Annotated in this window: 13 protein-coding genes; 8 read left to right on the top strand and 5 right to left on the bottom strand. The window is 71.1% G+C overall.

What is annotated here, in order from left to right; translation table 11 throughout:
• Positions 1-7: 7 nt before the first annotated feature.
• Both AB0M88_RS29045 and AB0M88_RS29050 read left to right on the top strand, forming a co-directional pair.
• Positions 8-232 (top strand): hypothetical protein, encoded by a 225-nt coding sequence (locus AB0M88_RS29045; protein WP_364107711.1) that lies wholly within the window; start codon positions 8-10, stop codon positions 230-232.
• Entirely contained in the window at positions 223-345 is a 123-nt protein-coding gene (locus AB0M88_RS29050) for a hypothetical protein (RefSeq protein ID WP_364107713.1), read from the top strand. Before AB0M88_RS29045 ends, AB0M88_RS29050 begins: the two co-directional genes overlap by 10 nt.
• Here AB0M88_RS29050 and AB0M88_RS29055 read toward each other — a convergent pair whose 3' ends face one another.
• From AB0M88_RS29055 to ilvD, 4 genes are all read right to left on the bottom strand, one after another.
• A complete protein-coding gene (locus tag AB0M88_RS29055; RefSeq protein ID WP_364107715.1) occupies positions 346-1,359 on the bottom strand; it encodes a serine/threonine protein phosphatase in 1,014 nt (337 codons plus the stop codon). It lies immediately after the preceding gene.
• A gap of 130 nt (positions 1,360-1,489) precedes the next feature.
• On the bottom strand, positions 1,490-2,287 hold the full coding sequence (locus AB0M88_RS29060) for a YceI family protein (RefSeq protein WP_364107717.1): 798 nt from the start codon (positions 2,285-2,287) through the stop codon (positions 1,490-1,492).
• Positions 2,284-4,959 (bottom strand): MFS transporter, encoded by a 2,676-nt coding sequence (locus tag AB0M88_RS29065; protein ID WP_364107719.1) that lies wholly within the window; start codon positions 4,957-4,959, stop codon positions 2,284-2,286. Before AB0M88_RS29065 ends, AB0M88_RS29060 begins: the two co-directional genes overlap by 4 nt.
• A gap of 1,588 nt (positions 4,960-6,547) precedes the next feature.
• Entirely contained in the window at positions 6,548-8,395 is a 1,848-nt protein-coding gene (gene ilvD, locus AB0M88_RS29070) for a dihydroxy-acid dehydratase (protein ID WP_364107721.1), read from the bottom strand.
• 145 nt (positions 8,396-8,540) lie between these two features.
• On the opposite strand from ilvD, the gene AB0M88_RS29075 reads away from it, so the two are divergent.
• From AB0M88_RS29075 to serA, 5 genes are all read left to right on the top strand, one after another.
• Positions 8,541-10,883: a bifunctional diguanylate cyclase/phosphodiesterase gene (locus AB0M88_RS29075; protein ID WP_364107723.1), complete on the top strand. Its 2,343-nt coding sequence runs from the start codon at positions 8,541-8,543 to the stop codon at positions 10,881-10,883.
• Between the two features lie 145 nt (positions 10,884-11,028).
• Positions 11,029-12,858, top strand: a complete 1,830-nt coding sequence (locus tag AB0M88_RS29080) for an acetolactate synthase large subunit (RefSeq protein ID WP_364107725.1) — start codon at positions 11,029-11,031, stop codon at positions 12,856-12,858.
• The gene (gene ilvN / locus AB0M88_RS29085; protein WP_364107727.1) at positions 12,858-13,373 is read left to right on the top strand and encodes an acetolactate synthase small subunit; all 516 of its coding nucleotides are present in this window, start codon (positions 12,858-12,860) and stop codon (positions 13,371-13,373) included. The genes AB0M88_RS29080 and ilvN overlap by 1 nt, the downstream gene beginning before the upstream one ends.
• A gap of 37 nt (positions 13,374-13,410) precedes the next feature.
• On the top strand, positions 13,411-14,424 hold the full coding sequence (gene ilvC / locus AB0M88_RS29090) for a ketol-acid reductoisomerase (RefSeq protein ID WP_364107729.1): 1,014 nt from the start codon (positions 13,411-13,413) through the stop codon (positions 14,422-14,424).
• Positions 14,425-14,600: 176 nt separating this feature from the next.
• The gene (gene serA, locus AB0M88_RS29095; RefSeq protein WP_364107731.1) at positions 14,601-16,199 is read left to right on the top strand and encodes a phosphoglycerate dehydrogenase; all 1,599 of its coding nucleotides are present in this window, start codon (positions 14,601-14,603) and stop codon (positions 16,197-16,199) included.
• A gap of 176 nt (positions 16,200-16,375) precedes the next feature.
• Here serA and AB0M88_RS29100 read toward each other — a convergent pair whose 3' ends face one another.
• The gene (locus tag AB0M88_RS29100; RefSeq protein ID WP_364107733.1) at positions 16,376-16,738 is read right to left on the bottom strand and encodes a hypothetical protein; all 363 of its coding nucleotides are present in this window, start codon (positions 16,736-16,738) and stop codon (positions 16,376-16,378) included.
• 376 nt (positions 16,739-17,114) lie between these two features.
• Here AB0M88_RS29100 and AB0M88_RS29105 point away from each other — a divergent pair, with 376 nt between their 5' ends.
• Positions 17,115-18,140, top strand: coding sequence for a 3-isopropylmalate dehydrogenase (locus AB0M88_RS29105; RefSeq protein ID WP_364107754.1), 1,026 nt, complete (start codon positions 17,115-17,117; stop codon positions 18,138-18,140).
• The last annotated feature ends 123 nt before the right edge of the window (positions 18,141-18,263 follow it).

An 18,263-nucleotide genomic window follows, 5' to 3' on the forward strand; every position in this document is an offset into this window, starting at 1 on the left:
GAGGGCGGTGAAGGGCGACAAGTGGACGCTGCACCGCAAGACCGATGGGTCGAGGTTGGCCGACCTGGTGATCTACGACTCGGATTTTCCCTGGGTGAACGCCAAGGTGGAGGCGCCGGAAGGGCTTGACGAGTTCCGGCCGCTGTTCGACGCCGAGCTGGCGCTGCTCGAGCACATCGAGGACGCCGTCGACGAGTGGGAGGCGGCGAGGAGGCGGTGCGGGTGGCGGTGACCCTGCGCTACCCGGAGGGCAACGAGGTGCCGGAGTTCCTGTTGCACATCCAGGGTGACGAGGCTTGGTGGCGCTGGAGCGACGAACCCTTCGACGACGACGACGAAGACTGATCAGCGGCCGTATTCGGCGTGGATGTCGCCCCCGAACAACTTCCGATACAGGGCGTTCATCCGGGCCGCCGCCGGCGCGTGCCGCGCGAGTACGGCCGCGGCGGGGCCCGGAGGGATGTCGCCCTCGGCGCACCGGCGAACGTATTCGTTGCGTGCCACCGGGGCGCTGCCGTCGGTGGGAACCGGCACGTTGCGGAGCCGCGTGACGATCCAGTTGACCAGCCTCATCGCGGCGTAGTCGGCATCGTGGCCGGCGTGGCGGGCGGCGAATTCGCGTTCGGGCGCCGACAGCTCGAACCGGGGTGACGTGGCCAGGCCGAAGTCGGTCAGGTAGATCCGGTGGCCGTCGGACCGCATGTTGCCGAAGTGCCCGTCCATGTGCAGCAGCTCGTGTTGCCGGAGCGCTCCGACAATCTGCGCCAACTGCTGTTCGAGCGTCGATGCCCGTCCGGCCGGGTCGGCGTCCAGCCAATCCTGCAGCGGATAGCGGACGTACTCGAGGAACAGGACCAGGCCGGCCGGTGCCGTGGCCAGTTCGTCCAGCCGGTGGTGCACCAGCGGGTCGGCCTGGCCGTATCCGGCCACCGTCGACGGTGGCCGCCCCGGCAACACCCGCCAGTGGTAGAGCCGCGGGAACAGGCCGGGCTCCGCGGCAGTGACGATCTGGTTGGCCGCCAGCTCGCGCCAGGCGTTGAAGCTCGGGCCGCCGAATCCGTACTGGCAGTAGAGCGGCAGGTCGAACAGATTCGCGGTGCTGCCCGGATGGTCGAGTTCCCGTCGCGTCAACGGGATCCGCTTGACGAACACCGGCACGTCACCGACGTCGATCACCCCCGAGGCGCCGCCGATGCTGGCTGCGCGCACGGGTTCGACCAGGGTGGCCAGGGCGGAGTCGGTGTACGCCGCGAGGCGTCCCGCCACGGTCACGGCCGGCCGGGCGGGACGAGATCGGCCGGCGTCCACCGCACCGCTGTGCCGGGCCCGGATCGCGTAGAGAGCAGTGACCACCGACACCGAGCGAGCCGCAGTTTTCCATGGCCGGAGGTCGCGCTGCGGCCTTGACCCGGCAGCGGGTCGCGCTGTCGGGCCGAGAGCGGCCTGCCCTGCGGTTGAGGGCTGCCACGACGCGTACTTCCCAAGAGGGTCATTCCCCGAGGACCGCTTGGATATCCAGTTCGATCCGGAGGGTGGGGCCGATCAGGGTGAGGCCGCCCGGCAGGCCCATGTTCCAGTTTATTTCGTAGTCGCTGCGGTGCAGCTGGGTGGTGGCGGTGGCGGCCATACGGGTGCCGCCCCAAGGGTCGGGCCCGCTGCCGCCGTAGTGGACGTCGAGGGCGACCGGCCGGGTGATGTCGCGGATCGTCAGGCCGCCGTCGAGTTGCCAGTGGTCGTCGCTCAGGCGGGTCAGGCCGCTGCTGCGGTAGCGGAGCGTCGGGAACTGTTTGACGTCGAGGAAGTCGGGCGAGCGCAGGTGGGTGTCGCGGTCGCGGCTGCCGGTGTCGATGCTCGCGGCCTCGATGACGACCGTGACGTGGGAGCTTTCGATCGGGTCGGTGACCGTGATGGTGCCCGCGAGTTCGGTGAAGCGGCCCTCGACGCGGGACATGCCGAGGTGGCGGGCGGTCGCGCGGACGATCGAGTGGGCCGGGTCGATGGTCCAGGACCCCGGGGTGGGCAGGCGGCCGTGGCCGGCCGCCTGCAGAACTATGGTGCCGAGGTCGCGGCCGGGCAGCGAGACCGAGCGGGCGACCGGGTCGAGCCCGGCCGCCGCGACGATCAGGGTGGCCGGACCGGTGGCGTCGGCCGGCACCGCGAAACGGCCGGTCGCGTCGGCGGCGGTCCGGCCGATCTGGCGGCCGTCCGGGCCGATCAGGGTGACCATGGCGCCGGGCAGGGGCCAGCCGTCGGATGTCGCCGTTTGGCCGGTGACCTGCTCCGTCACCGTTCGCCGCCGCTCTCGGCCGGGACCGGGAAGGCCGTGATGTGGGGCGTTTTGCCGTTGGCCGAGGAGCCGTTGGCCGACGGCTGCCCGAGCAGGATGTCGTGGTCGGTGCGGTCGCCGGCCAGCTGGACCCGGGTCGCCACCGGCGCGTAGCCGCTCGCGGTCACCGTGTAGGTCCCCGGCTGCAGATCGTCGAACTCGTAGCGCCCGTCCGCCCCCGTCACCGTGGCGCCGACGACCGTGCCGTAGCCGTCGACCGCGAGCACCGAAGCGTCCGGCACCGGCTGACCCGAGGCGGCGGCCCGGATGACCCCGGCGAGCGTCCCGTTGGTGACCAGCACGATGTCGATCCGGTTGTCGCCGCCCGCGCCGAGCGACACCGTGCGGGCCGCCGGGCGGGTGCCCTCGGCGGTGGCGGTCAGCGTGTATTCAGCCGGGTAGAGGTCGGGCAGCGCGTAGGTGCCCTCGCTGGTGGTGACCGCGGTCGCCACGACCTCGCCGCGCGCGTCGGTGAGGGTGATCGCCGCGCCGGTGATCGGGCGTCCGGCCTGGTCGGCGACGCGGCCTTCGAGTTGGCCGGCGCCGGAGAGCGACACGTCGCGCTGGACCTCGCCCGCCACGACGGTGATCATCGAGGCGGCCGGCTGGTGGTTCTCGGCCGCGCAGATGAGCAGGAAGGATCCGCCGGTGGGGAGAACCATCCGGTAGGAGCCGTCGGTCGCGGTGACCGCGCGGGCCAGTTGGCCGCCGCTGAAGTCGGTGACCGTCAGGGTGGCGCCGGCGACCGGGTTGTGGTCGGCGCCCTCGACGCGGCCGCTGACGACGGCCTCGTTGGAGAGGGCGGCCGGGGCGTGATGCGCGGGCGCGGGCACGTCGGCGAGCGTTTGTGGTCGATGTTCCGCGGCCGGGCTGACCGGGATGGCGGGCCGCAGAATGTCGGCTTCAGGAGGTGTGGGCTCGGTCGGCGCGGCTTCAGGGGCCGGCGGCGGCGTTTCGCGCGCGGCCGCCGCCGACTGGGTCCGCAGCGGAATCTGCGGCAGGAACAGGAACAGCAGGAATGCCAGCAGCACGACCCCGGCCGCGACCAGGAAGATCATGTCCATCGAGTCGGAGAACCCGACCTTGAACGGCCGGGCCAGCACCGGCGTCACCTTGGACAGGAACGAGGTGTCGTTGAGGGCCGACGAGTTGACGCCCCCGCCACCGTGCAGGATCGCCAGGATCTGCCGGTTTTTCGGGTCGCTGGTTATCGACTTGTCGCCCAACGCCTGCTGCAGACCGGGACCGGCGGTCCGGAAGGCGTGCGCGATCTTGTCGCCGACCGAGGAGAACAGGATCGACAGGAAGATCGCCGTGCCGGCCGTGGCCCCCATCTGCCGGAAGAACGTCACCGACGAGGTGGCGACGCCGATCTCGGACGGCGCCATCGCGTTCTGCACCGCCAGCGTGATCGGCTGCATGATGAGGCCCAGCCCGAGCCCGAAGACGGCCATGAAGATCGCGGTGCGCCAGTACGGCGTGTCCACCCGGATCCAGTACATGAGCACCAGGCCGCCGACCATCAGCAGCGAACCGAGGACCGGGAAGATCTTGTAACGCCCGGTCCGGCTGATCAGCTGGCCGGAGATCACCGAGCCGATCATGAGGCCGCCGGTCAGCGGCAGCAGCTGCAGGCCGGACTGGGTCGGTGTGGCACCGCGCACGATCTGCAGATAGAGCGGCAGCAGCGCGAGACCGCCGAACATGCCCATACCGACGATGAAGCCGCCGATCGCGGTGAGGCTGAAGGTGCGGTTACGGAAGAGGCGCAGCGGAATGAGCGCGTCCTCCTTCATCAGCGCCTCGGCGACGATGAACAGCACCAGCCCGGCCGCGCCGATCGCGTAGAGGACGATCGAGCGCCCGCTGCCCCAGCCCCAGGTGCGGCCCTGCTCGGCCACGGTCAACAGCGGCACCAGGCAGATGCAGATGGTCAGCGCGCCCCACCAGTCGATGCGGTGGTTGCGGCGGCGGTGCTCGATCTGCAGCACGCGCGCCACCACGGCCAGCGCGACCACGCCGATCGGCACGTTGACCAGAAAGACCCAGCGCCAGCCGGTGATGCCGAGGATGCTGTGGGTCCCCGCGAAGAAGCCGCCGATCACCGGCCCGAGCACGCTCGAGGTGCCGAAGACGGCCAGGAAGTAGCCCTGGTAGCGGGCCCGTTCCCGGGGCGGCACGATGTCACCGATGATCGCCAGCGCGAGCGAGAACAGACCACCCGCACCGAGACCCTGGAAGGCGCGGAACCCGGCCAGCATGTACATCGACGTCGCGAACGAGCAGGCCGCCGACCCGATCACGAAAATCGTGATGGCGGCGAGGAAGAACCGCTTGCGCCCGTAGATGTCGGAGAGCTTGCCGTAGAGCGGCGTCGAGATCGTGGCCGTGATCAGGTAGGCCGTGGTCACCCACGCCTGCACCGACAGCCCGTGCAGGTCGTCACCGATGGTGCGGATGGCCGACGTGACGATCGTCTGGTCGAGCGCGGCCAGGAACATGCCGAGCATCAACCCGCCGAGAATCTCGAGGATCTGCCGGTGACTCAACTGCGCCGACGATGCGCCGGCCGCCGAAGCGGATGGGGGCGGCGGCGTGCCCTGGGCCGGCGCCGCGACTGCACTGCTGCTCATTGCTGAACTCCTTCGTCGACGCCATGGGGACTACCCACAAACGAGACAGCAACCCCGCGGGTGTCAGACGAGTGTGGAAGCTCTCAATCCGCTACCAGGATCAAGATCAATCGAAAACCGAGGACCTTTGAAACGTACGCCACGGCGCCGTCCCCAACCGCAGCGATATTCGTCCCCACGTCAGCGGAAACGGCGCTGCCACCCCAGGCCGCACCCAGCCTCCGGCCATGCGGTGGGTCAGGGTGAGGGCAGCGCATTTCCCCAGCTCAAGGCGATTCTGGCGGGTAGTTGTGGCCCAGTCACGAGCCGAAGGCCTCCCCCCGCGACCGCCCGAATTCACACGCCGAAGTGACGTCCGTCATTGCCCAATGCGCGTGATTGCGTGTCGTGGCGCTGAGCTGTCTGTATAGAAGAACTGCGAATCAGTCCGCCACTCCGGCTGCTCCGACTGTGGATAGCGCCCGGGAACTGTCGTGCCTCCCGGCTTTACTCAGCCCACCCAGTGCCGGGGTGGGGGAGGCGGCGGTCCGCCGGCCGGCAGGCGGCGGTCTGCCCGGGTGAGGAGACGGTGGTCCGCGGGGTGGGACGGCGGCGGTCGGCCCAATGGAGCGGGCCGTCGAGTCGGAGGCGGCGCTTGACCGGGCGGGGGCGCAGCCGACCGGGCGGGCGCGGTGACCGGGCGGCGACGTGGCGGTTGGCAGGGTGTTGAGGCGGCGGTCGACCGGGCCGGGACGCGGTGACCGGGCGGGACGTGGCGGTCCGCCGGGCGGTAGGCGGCGGTCTGCCCGGGTGGGAGACGGCGGTCTGTGGGGTCGGACGGCGGCAGTCGGCCAATGGGGCAGTCCGTCGAGTGGGGAGGCGGCGGTTGGCCGGGCGGGGCGCGGTCATCGGGCGGGGAGGCGGCGGTCGGCCGGACGGTGCCGCGGTCGGCTGGGCGGGGATGCGGGCGGGCGGCCAGACGGGGCGGGTGGTCGGCCGGGCGCGGCGCGGCGGTCGGCTGGGCAGGCAGGCGGCCAGGCGGGGCGGGTGGTCGGCCGGGCGCGGGTCGGGTGGTCGGCTGGGCGCGGGGCGCGGTGGTCGGCTGGGCGCGGGCGCGGCGGTCGGCTGGGCGGGCATGCGGGCAGACGGCCAGGCGCGGCGGGGTGGTCGGCCAGGCGCGGGGCGCGGTGGTCGGCGGGGCGCGGGGCGCGGCGGTCGGCCGGGCGGGGATTCGGGCGGGCGGCCAGGCGCGGCGGGGTGGTTCGCCGGGCGCGGGATGTGGTGGTCGGCTGGGCGGCGGCGTGGTGGTCGGCTCGGTCGGGTGCTTGGTGGTTGGCCGGGTGAGGGCGCGGTGGTCGCCCTGGCGGGTGGGAGGCGATGGTCGGCGGGAGGCGCGATGGTCGGCCGGGCGGGTGGGAAACGGTGGTCGGCCGGGCGCGGAGCGCAGTGGTCGGCAGGCGAGGGGGCGGTGGGCGGCCGGGCGCGGGAAGCCACGGTCGGCAGGCGAGGGGCGGTGGGCGGCCGGGTGGGGGCGGCCCGCCGACACCGGGAACGCCGCCGGCGACGGCCCCAACGGGACCGTCGCCGGCGTACGTCAAGAGGGCCTGACCTATTCGGGAACCTTGCGGTAGGCGCCGTCGCTGGCGCTTGTCGCCATCGAGGCGTAGGCCCGCAGGGCCGCCGACACCGAGCGCTGCCGGTCGGCCGGCGAGTAGGGCCGGGCGCGCCGTTCCTGCTCGTGCCGCCGCTGGGCCAGCGTCTCGTCGTCGACGTTGAGGGTGATCGAGCGGCCCGGGATGTCGATCGTGATCTCGTCGCCGGTCTCGACCAGGGCGATCAGGCCGCCGGCCGCCGCCTCGGGGGAGACGTGGCCGATCGACAGGCCGCTGGTGCCGCCGGAGAACCGGCCGTCGGTGATCAGCGCGCACGCCTTGCCGAGCCCGCGGCCCTTGAGGAACGAGGTCGGGTAGAGCATTTCCTGCATGCCCGGGCCGCCCTTGGGGCCCTCGTAGCGGATGACCACCACGTCGCCCTCGACGACCTGCTTGCCGAGGATGCCGTCGACCGCCTGCTCCTGTGATTCGAAGACGCGGGCCGGGCCGCTGAATTTCCACAGCGACTCGTCGACGCCGGCCGTCTTGACCACGCAGCCGTCGGGCGCGAGGTTGCCGAAGAGGATCGCCAGGCCGCCGTCGACCGTGTAGGCGTGTTCGACCGACCGGATGCAGCCGTCGACCGCGTCGGTGTCGAGCGTCGCCCAGCGGTTGGAAGTGCTGAACGGCTGTGTGGTGCGCACGCCGCCCGGCGCCGCGTGGAACAACTCGAGCGCCGCTTCGGAGGGCGATTCGCCGCGGATGTCCCACTCGCCGAGCCAGTCATCGAGAGAGGAGGAGTGCACGGAACGGACGTCCGTGCGCAGGGCGCCACCCCGGTGGAGCTCCCCCAGCAGGGCCGGGATGCCGCCGGCCCGGTGCACGTCTTCCATGTGGTATTTCGGCGAGTTGGGCGCGACCTTGGACAGGCACGGCACCCGGCGCGAGATCGCGTCGATGTCGGCGACCGAGAAGTCGAGCTCGGCCTCGCGGGCCGCCGCCAGCAGGTGCAGCACCGTGTTGGTCGAGCCGCCCATCGCCACGTCGAGGGCGACCGCGTTCTCGAAAGCGGACCGGTTGGCGATCGAGCGCGGCAGCACCGACTCGTCGTCGTTCTTGTAGTACTGCTTGGCGATGTCGACGATCAGCGCGCCGGCCTTTTCGAAGAGCGCCTTGCGCGAGGCGTGCGTCGCCAGCGTCGAGCCGTTGCCCGGAAGGGCAAGCCCGATGGCCTCGGTCAGGCAGTTCATCGAGTTGGCCGTGAACATGCCGGAGCAGGAGCCGCAGGTCGGGCAGGCCGCCTGCTCGATGGTGCTCAGCTGCTCGTCGGTGACGTTGTCGTTGGCGCTCGCGGTCATCGCGTCGATCAGGTCGAGCTTCTCGTGCACGACGCCCTCGATCGCCACCGTCTTGCCGGCCTCCATCGGCCCGCCGGAGACGAAGACGGTCGGGATGTTGAGCCGGAGCGCGGCGATCAGCATGCCCGGCGTGATCTTGTCGCAGTTCGAGATGCAGACCAGGGCGTCGGCGCAGTGCGCGTTCACCATGTATTCCACCGCGTCGGCGATCAGCTCGCGGCTGGGCAGCGAATAGAGCATGCCGCCGTGCCCCATCGCGATGCCGTCGTCGACCGCGATCGTGTTGAACTCGCGCCCGACGCCGCCCGCCTCGGCGATCGAGTCCGCCACCAGGCCACCGAGGTCCTTGAGGTGGACGTGGCCCGGTACGAACTGGGTATAGCTGTTGGCGATCGCCACGATGGGCTTGCCGAAGTCGTCGTCGGTCATCCCGGTGGCGCGCCAGAGGGCGCGCGCGCCGGCCATGGTCCGGCCGTGGGTCGAAGTCCGGGAACGCAGGTCAGGCATCCCCTCATAGTGCCACCGGCCACGGGGGCAGAGACCAGGGACGTCCACAACGCGAGACGAGTCTTTAGTCGGCTTTGGGTGGTGGGCGGGGCGGTTGGATGGGCTGGGGCTTCTTAAACGGTGCGAGATCCGGCACAGTGTTCCCGTGCAGTCACCGTCCGGCGTGGAGCTTGCGGGCCTGGCGATCGTTCTGGTCGCCGTGCCCGCGGTCGCCGTGCTGGCCGATTCCGGTCGCCGGCACACCGGGCCGGCCCGCCGGGCCCACCTCTTACTGGCCGCCGGCGGCGCTGTCGCCACCGCGGCCGCCCTGGCCGGGGTGCTGAGCGCGCTGATGACCGACACCCCGCCGCCCCGGATGGGTCTCGGCGCGGCGGTCGCGCTGGGCATGGCGATCGGCACGACCGTTCTCCTCGCGGGCACGGCCGCGCTGCCCGGGGCGGCCGAGAGTGCCGGCGCGGCCGTGCGGCACCTGCTCGACGGTCTGATCATCGCGGCCGCCCTCTGGCTCGCCGGCTGGACCCTGCTGACCTCGCCGACCCGCATTCTCGGCGACCACACCCCGATGGCCTGCCCGTCGCTGCTGCTGCCGGCCGCCGTCGCGGTGATCTCCCTCGGCCTGACCAGCGAGCTCATGCTGCACGCCCACCGGCCGCGGCGCATCACCGTGCGGGTGGCCGGCGGGGTGAGCCTGGTCGCGATCGCGGCGACCGGCATCGCCGGCAGCATCTGCCAGGACTGGCCGCTGATCGAGATGCTCAGCGCGGTGCTGCTGCCGGCCGGGCTGTTCGTGATCTCCCGCGCGGTCAAGGCGGCCGACCGCCCGGTCCAGCCGATCGGCAACGTGGTCGAGCGCAACCGGGCGTACGCGGTGTTCCCGATGGCCGTCATCGTCACGGCTCTCGGTTATCACCTGGCCCGCGGTGGCAGCTTCGACGCCTACGCGTTCGCCGGCGCCGCGGTCGAGGGTTTCGCCCTGGTCGCCCGGCAATACCTGGCGCTGACCGACGTCCGCCGCTACACGTTGCAGCTCGGCCAGCGCGAGGCCCACTTCCGCGAGCTCGCCCACACCGACCCGTTGACCGGTCTGGCCAACCGCCGCGGTCTCCAGCGGGCGCTGCGCGAATCCGGCGGCTCATCGGTGCTCGTCGGCATCGACCTGGACGGCTTCAAGACGGTCAACGACATGCGCGGGCACGACGTCGGCGACGCGGTGCTCAGCGAGGTCGGTGACCGCCTGCGGCGCAACCTGCTCGACGGCGACGTGGCGGCCCGGCTGGGTGGCGACGAGTTCGCGATCCTGATGCGCGGCTCGGCCGACGAGGCGATGCTCACCGCGCACCGGCTGCTGGCCGTGCTCGGCGAGCCCTACGAGCTCGACGGCGGCGCGGTCTTCCTCTCGGCCAGCCTCGGCGTGGCCGACACCGGCCAGTTGCTGCGCGACGCCGACCTCGCGCTGCGCTATGCCAAGCAGCGGGGCAAAAACCGGGTCGAGCGCTACCAGGCGCGATACGACGAGCTCCTGCGCCGGCGGGGCACGCTCGTGAGCGAGCTGCGGCACGCGATCGACCGCGACGAGTTCCGCCTGGTCTTCCAGCCGGTGGTCGCGCTGCCGTCGATGCGGCTGGTCGGGGCCGAGGCTCTGCTGCGCTGGCACCACCCGCGGCTCGGCGCGGTGCGGCCCGACGAGTTCATCCCGGTCGCCGAGGAGTCCGGGCTGATCAACCGGATCGGCTCGTGGGTGCTCGAGCAGGCGTGCCGGCAGCTCGCCGAGTGGCTGTCCCGGGGCCACGACGTCTGGGTCTCGGTCAACCTGTCGCCCAAGGAGCTGCACGCGGCCGACTATGCGGGTCAGGTCGCCGACGTGCTCGCGACGTACGGCGTGCCGGCCCAGCGCCTGGTCCTCGAGGTGACCGAGCACGCGGTCGCGACCGACATGGAGGAGCTGATCAGCCGCCTGGCCGAGCTGCGCGCGACCGGCGTACGGATCGCGCTCGACGACTTCGGCGCCGGCTATTCCTCGCTCGGCCAGCTGCGCACGCTCCCGGTCGACATTCTCAAGATCGACCACGCGCTGGTCGCCGAGCCGGAGTCGCGCACCGGCACGGCCGCTCCGCTGGTCGACGTCGTGGTGCGCCTCGGGCACCGGCTCGGCCTCGAGGTGCTGGCCGAGGGCATCGGCACCCCGGCCCAGCGGGCGGTGGTCGAGGAGGCGGGCTGCCGGCTCGGGCAGGGCTCGCTGTTCGGCTGGGGTGTGCCGGCCGAGCACCTGGAGGCCCAGCTGCAGACGCTGCGCGGACGCCCGGCGGCCGTCCCGGTGGCCGCCAAGGAGGCGCCGAGAGACGCCGCGCCCCGCAGTCAGGTCGTCATGCTGGGTCCCGGGATGCGGCAGCTCAGAGCGTTGTTGCCGACCGATCCCGCGTTCGAGGCACTCTCCGGTGATCAAAATGTGGGATCAGTTGACTCACCGCGTGAGATGGGGCAGGGTTAGCGGCATGTGCTTCACCCGAGTACTTATGTGAGCGCACTCCGACCGTTTGAACAACTGGTCTGAGTGCGCTAGGTCCCGTGCTGTTAAAGCACGAGGGCCTTTTTTAATGCTCAAAAGAAGCCCGGCCGATTGAAACGGAACTGCCATGACGAGACCCACTCCCGAGACCCTCGCCCACCGAGCCAACCCGGCCACTGTCGCGGCGGCCGTCAACCCGGCCCCGGCCGTAGCCTCTCCCGTCGCCACCTCGGGCGCCGGTTCGCTCGTTCGGTCGCTCGAGGCCCTCGGCGTCGAAGTCGCGTTCGGCATCCCGGGCGGTGCCATCCTCCCGGCGTACGACCCGCTCTACGACTCCAAGGTGCGCCACATCCTGGTCCGCCACGAGCAGGGCGCAGGCCACGCCGCGACCGGTTACGCGCAGGCCACCGGCAAGGTCGGCGTCTGCATCGCGACCAGCGGCCCGGGCGCGACCAACCTGGTGACCCCGATTGCCGACGCCTATATGGACTCGGTTCCGATCGTCGCGATCACCGGCCAGGTGGCCCGCCCGTCGATCGGCACCGACGCCTTCCAGGAGGCCGACATCCAGGGCATCACCCTGCCGATCACCAAGCACAACTTCCTGATCCAGACGCCCGAGGAGATCCCGCGGATCATCGCCGAGGCGTTCCATCTGGCGGCGACCGGACGGCCGGGCCCGGTGCTGGTCGACATCCCGAAGGACGTGATGCAGGCGCAGACCACGTTCATCTGGCCGCCGACCCTCGATCTGCCCGGCTACCGGCCGACCCTGCACCCGCACGGCAAGCAGATCCGCGAGGCGGCCCGGCTGATCGCGGCGGCCAAGCGCCCCGTGCTCTATGTGGGCGGCGGCGTGCTCAAGGCGGGCGCCACCGACGGGCTGCGCAAGCTGGCCGAGCTGACCGGGATCCCGGTCGTCACCACGCTGATGGCGCTCGGCGCGTTCCCCGACTCGCACCCGCAGCATCTGGGCATGCCCGGCATGCACGGCACGGTCCCGGCGGTCTACGCGTTGCAGAAGTCCGACCTGCTGATCACGCTGGGCGCCCGGTTCGACGACCGGGTGACCGGCAAGCTCGACTCGTTCGCGCCCGACGCCAAGGTCGTGCACGCCGACATCGACCCGGCCGAGATCGGCAAGAACCGGCACGCCGACGTCCCGATCGTGGGCGACGCCCGGCATGTGATCGACGAGCTGATCGCCGCGGTGTCGGCCACCGCCGACGGCCCCGGCGAATACGAGGCCTGGTGGCGCACGCTCAACGACATCCGCGAGCGCTACCCGCTGGGCTATGACGAACCGACCGACGGCACCCTGGCCCCGCAATACGTGATCGAGCGGATCGGCAAGCTGGTCGGCCCGGACGCGATCTATGTCGCCGGCGTCGGGCAGCACCAGATGTGGGCCTCGCAGTTCATCTCGTACGAGAAGCCGGGCACCTGGCTCAACTCCGGCGGCGCGGGCACGATGGGCTACGCCGTGCCGGCCGCGATGGGGGCCAAGGTCGGCGCGAAGGACACCCAGGTCTGGGCGATCGACGGCGACGGCTGCTTCCAGATGACCAATCAGGAGCTGGCGACCTGCGCGCTCGAGGGCATCCCGATCAAGGTGGCCGTCATCAACAACGGCAACCTGGGCATGGTCCGGCAGTGGCAGACCCTGTTCTACGAGGGGCGTTACTCCAACACCGAGCTGGGCACCCACAAGCACCGCATTCCCGACTTCGTGAAGCTGGCCGAGGCGCTCGGTTGCATCGGGCTGCGCTGCGAGTCGAAGGACGACGTCGACAAGATCATCAAGCAGGCGATGGAGATCAACGACGCGCCCGTGGTCATCGACTTCACGGTCGGCAAGGACGCCATGGTCTGGCCGATGGTCGCGGCCGGCACCAGCAACGACGAGATCATGCACGCCCGGGACCTGCGTCCCGCCTTCGACGAGGATGAACTCTGATGAACAAGCACACCCTGTCGGTGCTGGTGGAGAACAAGCCGAGTGTCCTCGCGCGAGTGGCCGGCCTCTTCTCCCGGCGCAGTTTCAATATCGATTCGCTGGCGGTGGGCGAGACGGAGAACCCGGACGTCTCCCGCATCACGATCGTGGTCAACGCCGACTCCTCACCCCTGGAGCAGGTGACCAAGCAGCTCAACAAGCTGGTCAACGTCCTGAAGATCGTCGAGCTGGACCAGCAGCAGTCGGTTCAGCGCGAGCTCCTGCTGGTCAAGGTGCGCGCCGATCGCGCGCAGCGCACGCAGGTGCTCGAGACGGTCGAGCTGTTCCGGGCGAAGGTGATCGACGTCGCCCCGGACACCCTCACGATCGAGGCGACCGGTAATCCCGACAAACTGGATGCGTTGCTGCGCGACCTCGAGCCGTACGGCATCAAGGAGATGGTCCAGTCGGGCCTCGTGGCCATCGGCCGCGGATCCCGCTCCATCACGACCGGCCCGGCGCTCCGCGCCGCGTAAAGCTCGGCGCTCTGCGCCGCCGACAAGAAGGTAAGAAATGACCGCGGAAGTTTTTTACGACGACGACGCCGACCTCTCGATCATCCAGGGCAAGAAGGTCGCGGTGATCGGCTACGGCAGCCAGGGTCACGCCCACTCGTTGTCGCTGCGTGACTCGGGCGTCGAGGTGGTCGTCGGCCTCAAGGAGGGCTCCAAGAGCCGCGCCAAGGCCGAGGAGCAGGGCCTCGAGGTCAAGACGCCGTTCGAGGCGTCGGCCTGGGCCGACGTGATCATGGTGCTGGCGCCGGACACCGCCCAGCGCAAGATCTACACCGAGTCGATCGCCCCGAACCTCTCCGCCGGCAAGGCGATCTTCTTCGGCCACGGCCTCAACATCCGGTTCGAGCTGATCCAGCCGCCGGCCGACGTGACCGTGGCGATGGTCGCCCCCAAGGGCCCGGGCCACCTGGTCCGCCGTCAGTACGTCGACGGCAAGGGCGTGCCCTGCCTGGTCGCGGTCGAGCAGGACCCGACCGGCGAGGGCCTGGCGCTCGCTCTCTCGTACGCGAAGGCGATCGGTGGCGCCCGGGCCGGCGTCATCAAGACCACCTTCAAGGAGGAGACCGAGACCGACCTGTTCGGCGAGCAGGCCGTGCTCTGCGGCGGCACCGCGGCGCTGGTGCAGACCGGTTTCGAGGTGCTCACCGAGGCGGGCTACGCGCCCGAGATCGCCTACTTCGAGTGCCTGCACGAGCTCAAGCTGATCGTCGACCTGATGTACGAGGGCGGCATCTCCCGGATGCGCTACAGCGTCTCCGACACCGCGGAGTTCGGTGACTACACCCGCGGCCCGCGCGTGATCAACGCGTCGGTCAAGGAGGAGATGAAGAAGATCCTCTCCGAGATCCAGTCGGGCGAGTTCACCCGCGAGCTGATCGAGGACGACGACAACGGCGGCCCGCTGCTCGCCAAGTACCGCGAGCAGGGCGCCCAGCACCCGATCGAGGTCACCGGCAAGAAGCTCCGCGACATGATGAGCTGGGTCGACCGCCCGATCACCGAGACGGCCTGAGAAGGCTTTTCGGCGACGCCCGGGCCTCTGCGGAGGCCCGGGCGTTTTCTGTACGCGGAGTGTGATGTCGGTCACTCTGCGATGAGCTGACGGTGGGAGTCCGGGGCGGCCTACGATCGCGGAAAGGCGGCCAACGGCGGTCGGTCTCCGCGTGAAACACCCGGTTGGAGGCGCATGTGACTCCCGTCGTCCTGATCGCCGAGGAGCTCGCCCCGTCCGCCATCGACGTGCTCGCCTACGACTTCGATGTGCGGCACGTCGACGGCACCGACCGGGCCGCCCTGCTGCGCGAGGTGGCCGAGGCCGACGCGCTGATCATCCGCAGCGCCACCCGGGTCGACGCCGAGCTGGTCGCCGCAGCCGGTCGTCTCAAGGTGATCGCGCGGGCCGGCGTCGGGCTCGACAACGTCGACGTCCCGGCGGCCACCGCGCGCGGCGTCATGGTGGTCAACGCGCCGACCAGCAACATCGTTTCGGCCGCCGAGCAGGCGATCGCGCTGCTGCTGTCGGTCGCCCGGCACACCGCGAGCGCCAGCGCCGCGCTCAAACAGGGCGAGTGGAAGCGTTCCAAATACACCGGCGTCGAAGTGCAGGGCAAGACGGTCGGGGTGGTCGGGCTGGGCCGCATCGGCGTGTTGTTCGCCCAGCGGATGGCCGCGTTCGGCACGCGCCTGATCGCCTACGACCCCTACATCCAGCCCGCCCGGGCGGCCCAGCTGGGCGTCCGCCTGGTCGGCCTCGACGAGCTGCTGCGCGAGAGCGACTTCATCTCCGTGCACCTGCCCAAGACCCCGGAGACGGTCGGCCTGATCGGCGAGAAGGAGCTGGCCACGGTCAAGCCGGGCGTCCGCATCGTCAACGCGGCCCGCGGCGGCCTGGTCGACGAACAGGCCCTCGCCGACGCGCTGCGCGACGGGCGCGTGGCCGGGGCCGGCCTCGACGTCTATTCCACCGAGCCGGCCACCGGGCTGCCGCTGTTCGAGTTCGACAACGTCGTCTGCACCCCGCACCTGGGCGCCTCGACCGCCGAGGCGCAGGACAAGGCCGGTCTCGCGGTCGCGCGCAGCGTCAAGCTCGCGCTCCAGGGCGAATTCGTGCCCGACGCGGTCAACGTGCAGGCCGGCGGGGTGGTCGACGAGGACGTACGCCCGCTGCTCACGCTGGCCGAGAAGCTCGGCAAGGTCTTCACCGCGGTGGCCGGGGGCGTCGCCGCCAGCGTCACGGTCGAGGTGAGCGGCGCGATCGTCTCGCACGACGTCGGCGTGCTCCGGCTCGCTACCACCAAGGGCCTGTTCACCTCGGTGGTCGACGAGCGGGTGACGTATGTGAACGCTCCTCAGCTCGCCGCCGACCGCGGCGTCGAGGTCGAGTTGGTGGTCACCGACGGCGACGACCTCGGGCAAGACCTGGTGACGGTGCGCGGTGCGCTCCCCGACGGCCGTACGGTCAGTGTCGCCGGCATCCTGACCACCGCGGGTCCCCGCGAGATCTGCAAGCTGACCGGCGTCGACGACTTCGACCTCGACCTGACCGCCGACGGGGTGCTCTTGTTCTTCCGCTACCCCGACCGGCCGGGCATCGTCGGCGCGATCGGGACGATTCTCGGCGAGGCCGGTGTCAACATCGCCGCGATGCAGGTCGCGCGCCGCTCGGCCGGCGGCGAGGCCCTGATGACCCTGACCGTCGACTCCTCGGTCGACGCCGAGCTGCTCTCCGCGGTCGCCGCCGAGATCGGTTCGGCCCGCGGCAGCATCGTCGACCTCCGCGGCGAATAGCGGCCGGGAGCTTGTCGTGGCCCCTCTCCAGCCGGACGCGTACTGACGCACGGCAAGGTGCGCGAGATCGCCGGGCGTGCCCGCCCGTTCAGGGGGCCGTCCGGGCGGAGATCCTCGGGTGCCCCGGGCTCAGCCGCGACGACCTCGCCGCCCCCGGTCAGCGGCCGCGAGCCGGGTCAGCGCACCCGGGCGGGCGGGGGATAGACGGTGCCGTCCTGCAGGTCGAGGAGGTCGAGGTTGAGTTTGCCGGCCAGCCGCTCGATCGTCTCGAGCACCACGTCGGGGCAGTTCTCGTCGAGACGCATCCAGATGTGGTCGGCCGCGGCGTGCAGCGGAGCGACCGCCCAGGGCGAGCCGGGCGCCGTGGCGCGGGGGCCGCGGTCAGGATAATCACTGGTCAGGGCATCATAGAAGGCGACGACGCGAGGATCGGCCGGGCGTTGCGGGTGCTCGCCGCGCACGCATCGCGCGTTGGCGTCCCGCACGGCTTCGGGCCGATCCGTGGCGTCCATCGCCCACACCACTAGGTCGAAACTCACCGGCGCATGGTGCCATCACCGCCCAGGCATTGGTCAAACCAGCGCGCCGACACGCGGGGGATGCGTCTTGCGCGTCATTAGTCCGCATCGCTAGCGTTGTCCGTGCCGCGCGACACAGCCGGCGGACGGTCTTCGGGTGACTTGTCCGTTTGCGATGCGCGGTGTGCACCGGCGGGACCGAGCCACGCGTCATCGTCGCCGACAGCCCCCGTGACCGTTTGCCGCGGCGCGGGGGCTGTTCGCGTCCGGCATCGGAAACTCCACCGCCGATGTTTCTTAGCGAGCGTTCAGCAGATGGGACTGGCGTACCGAAGGGCGAGAGCGAAGCGTTAACCTGGTGCGTCGAAACGGCGAAAGAGGGAGCACAGTCGTGAGCGTGGCGCGGATCGCGGTGGTGGCCGGAGACGGCATCGGAACCGAGGTGACGGCCGAGGCTCAGAAGGTGATCGAGGCCGTGTTGCCCGGCACCGAGTTCGACGACTACGACCTGGGTGCCCGCTTCTACAACCGCACCGGCGAGGTGCTGCCCCAGGCCGTGCAGGACGAGTTGGCCCTGCACGACGCGATTCTGCTCGGCGCGATCGGCGACCCGAGTGTCCCGCCGGGCGTCCTCGAGCGGGGCCTGCTGCTGAAGCTGCGGTTCGACTTCGACCAATATGTCAACCTTCGCCCCTCGCGGCTCTGGCCCGGCACCACCAGCCCGCTGGCCGGCGTGAAGGCGGGCGAGATCGACATGGTCTGTGTCCGCGAGGGCACCGAGGGCCTCTATGTCGGCGCCGGCGGCGTGCTCCACAAGGACACGCCGGCCGAGATCGCCACCGAGGAGAGCCTCAACACCCGGCACGGCGTCGAGCGGGTCATCCGCGACGCCTTCGCCCGGGCCCAGCGCCGCGACCGGCGGCATCTGACCCTGGTCCACAAGACCAACGTGCTGACCAAGGCCGGCAGTCTCTGGGCGCGCACCTTCGCCGCCGTGGCCGCCGAGTTCCCCGAGGTCACGACGGAATACCAGCACATCGACGCGGCCAGCATGTTCATGGTCAGCAACCCGCAGCGTTATGACGTGATCGTGACCGACAACCTCTTCGGTGACATCCTCACCGACATCGCCGCGGCCGTCACCGGCGGCATCGGCATGGCGGCCAGCGGCTCCGTCAACCCGGAGCGCAAATACCCCTCGACCTTCGAGCCGGTGCACGGCTCGGCGCCCGACATCGCCGGCCAGGGCATCGCCGACCCGGCGGCGGCCATCCTCTCCGCCGCGCTGCTGCTCGAGCACCTGGGCCACACCGACGAGGCCACGCGCGTAACCGAGGCGGTCGCGGCCGAGGTGGCCGCCCGCACGCCGGGCACCTCGCTGCGCACCGCCGAGGTGGGCGACCGGGTCGCCGCCGCCCTCTGAGCCGAGCCGCAGCGGCAGCGTCAGCCGGGCGGCAGCGTCAGCCGGGCGGCAGCGTCAGCCGGGCGGCAGCGTCAGCCGGGCGGCAGCGTCAGCCGGGCGGCAGCGTCAGCCGGGCGGCAGCGT

The organism is Actinoplanes sp. NPDC051411 (assembly GCF_040682075.1).
Lineage (GTDB): Bacteria > Actinomycetota > Actinomycetes > Mycobacteriales > Micromonosporaceae > Actinoplanes.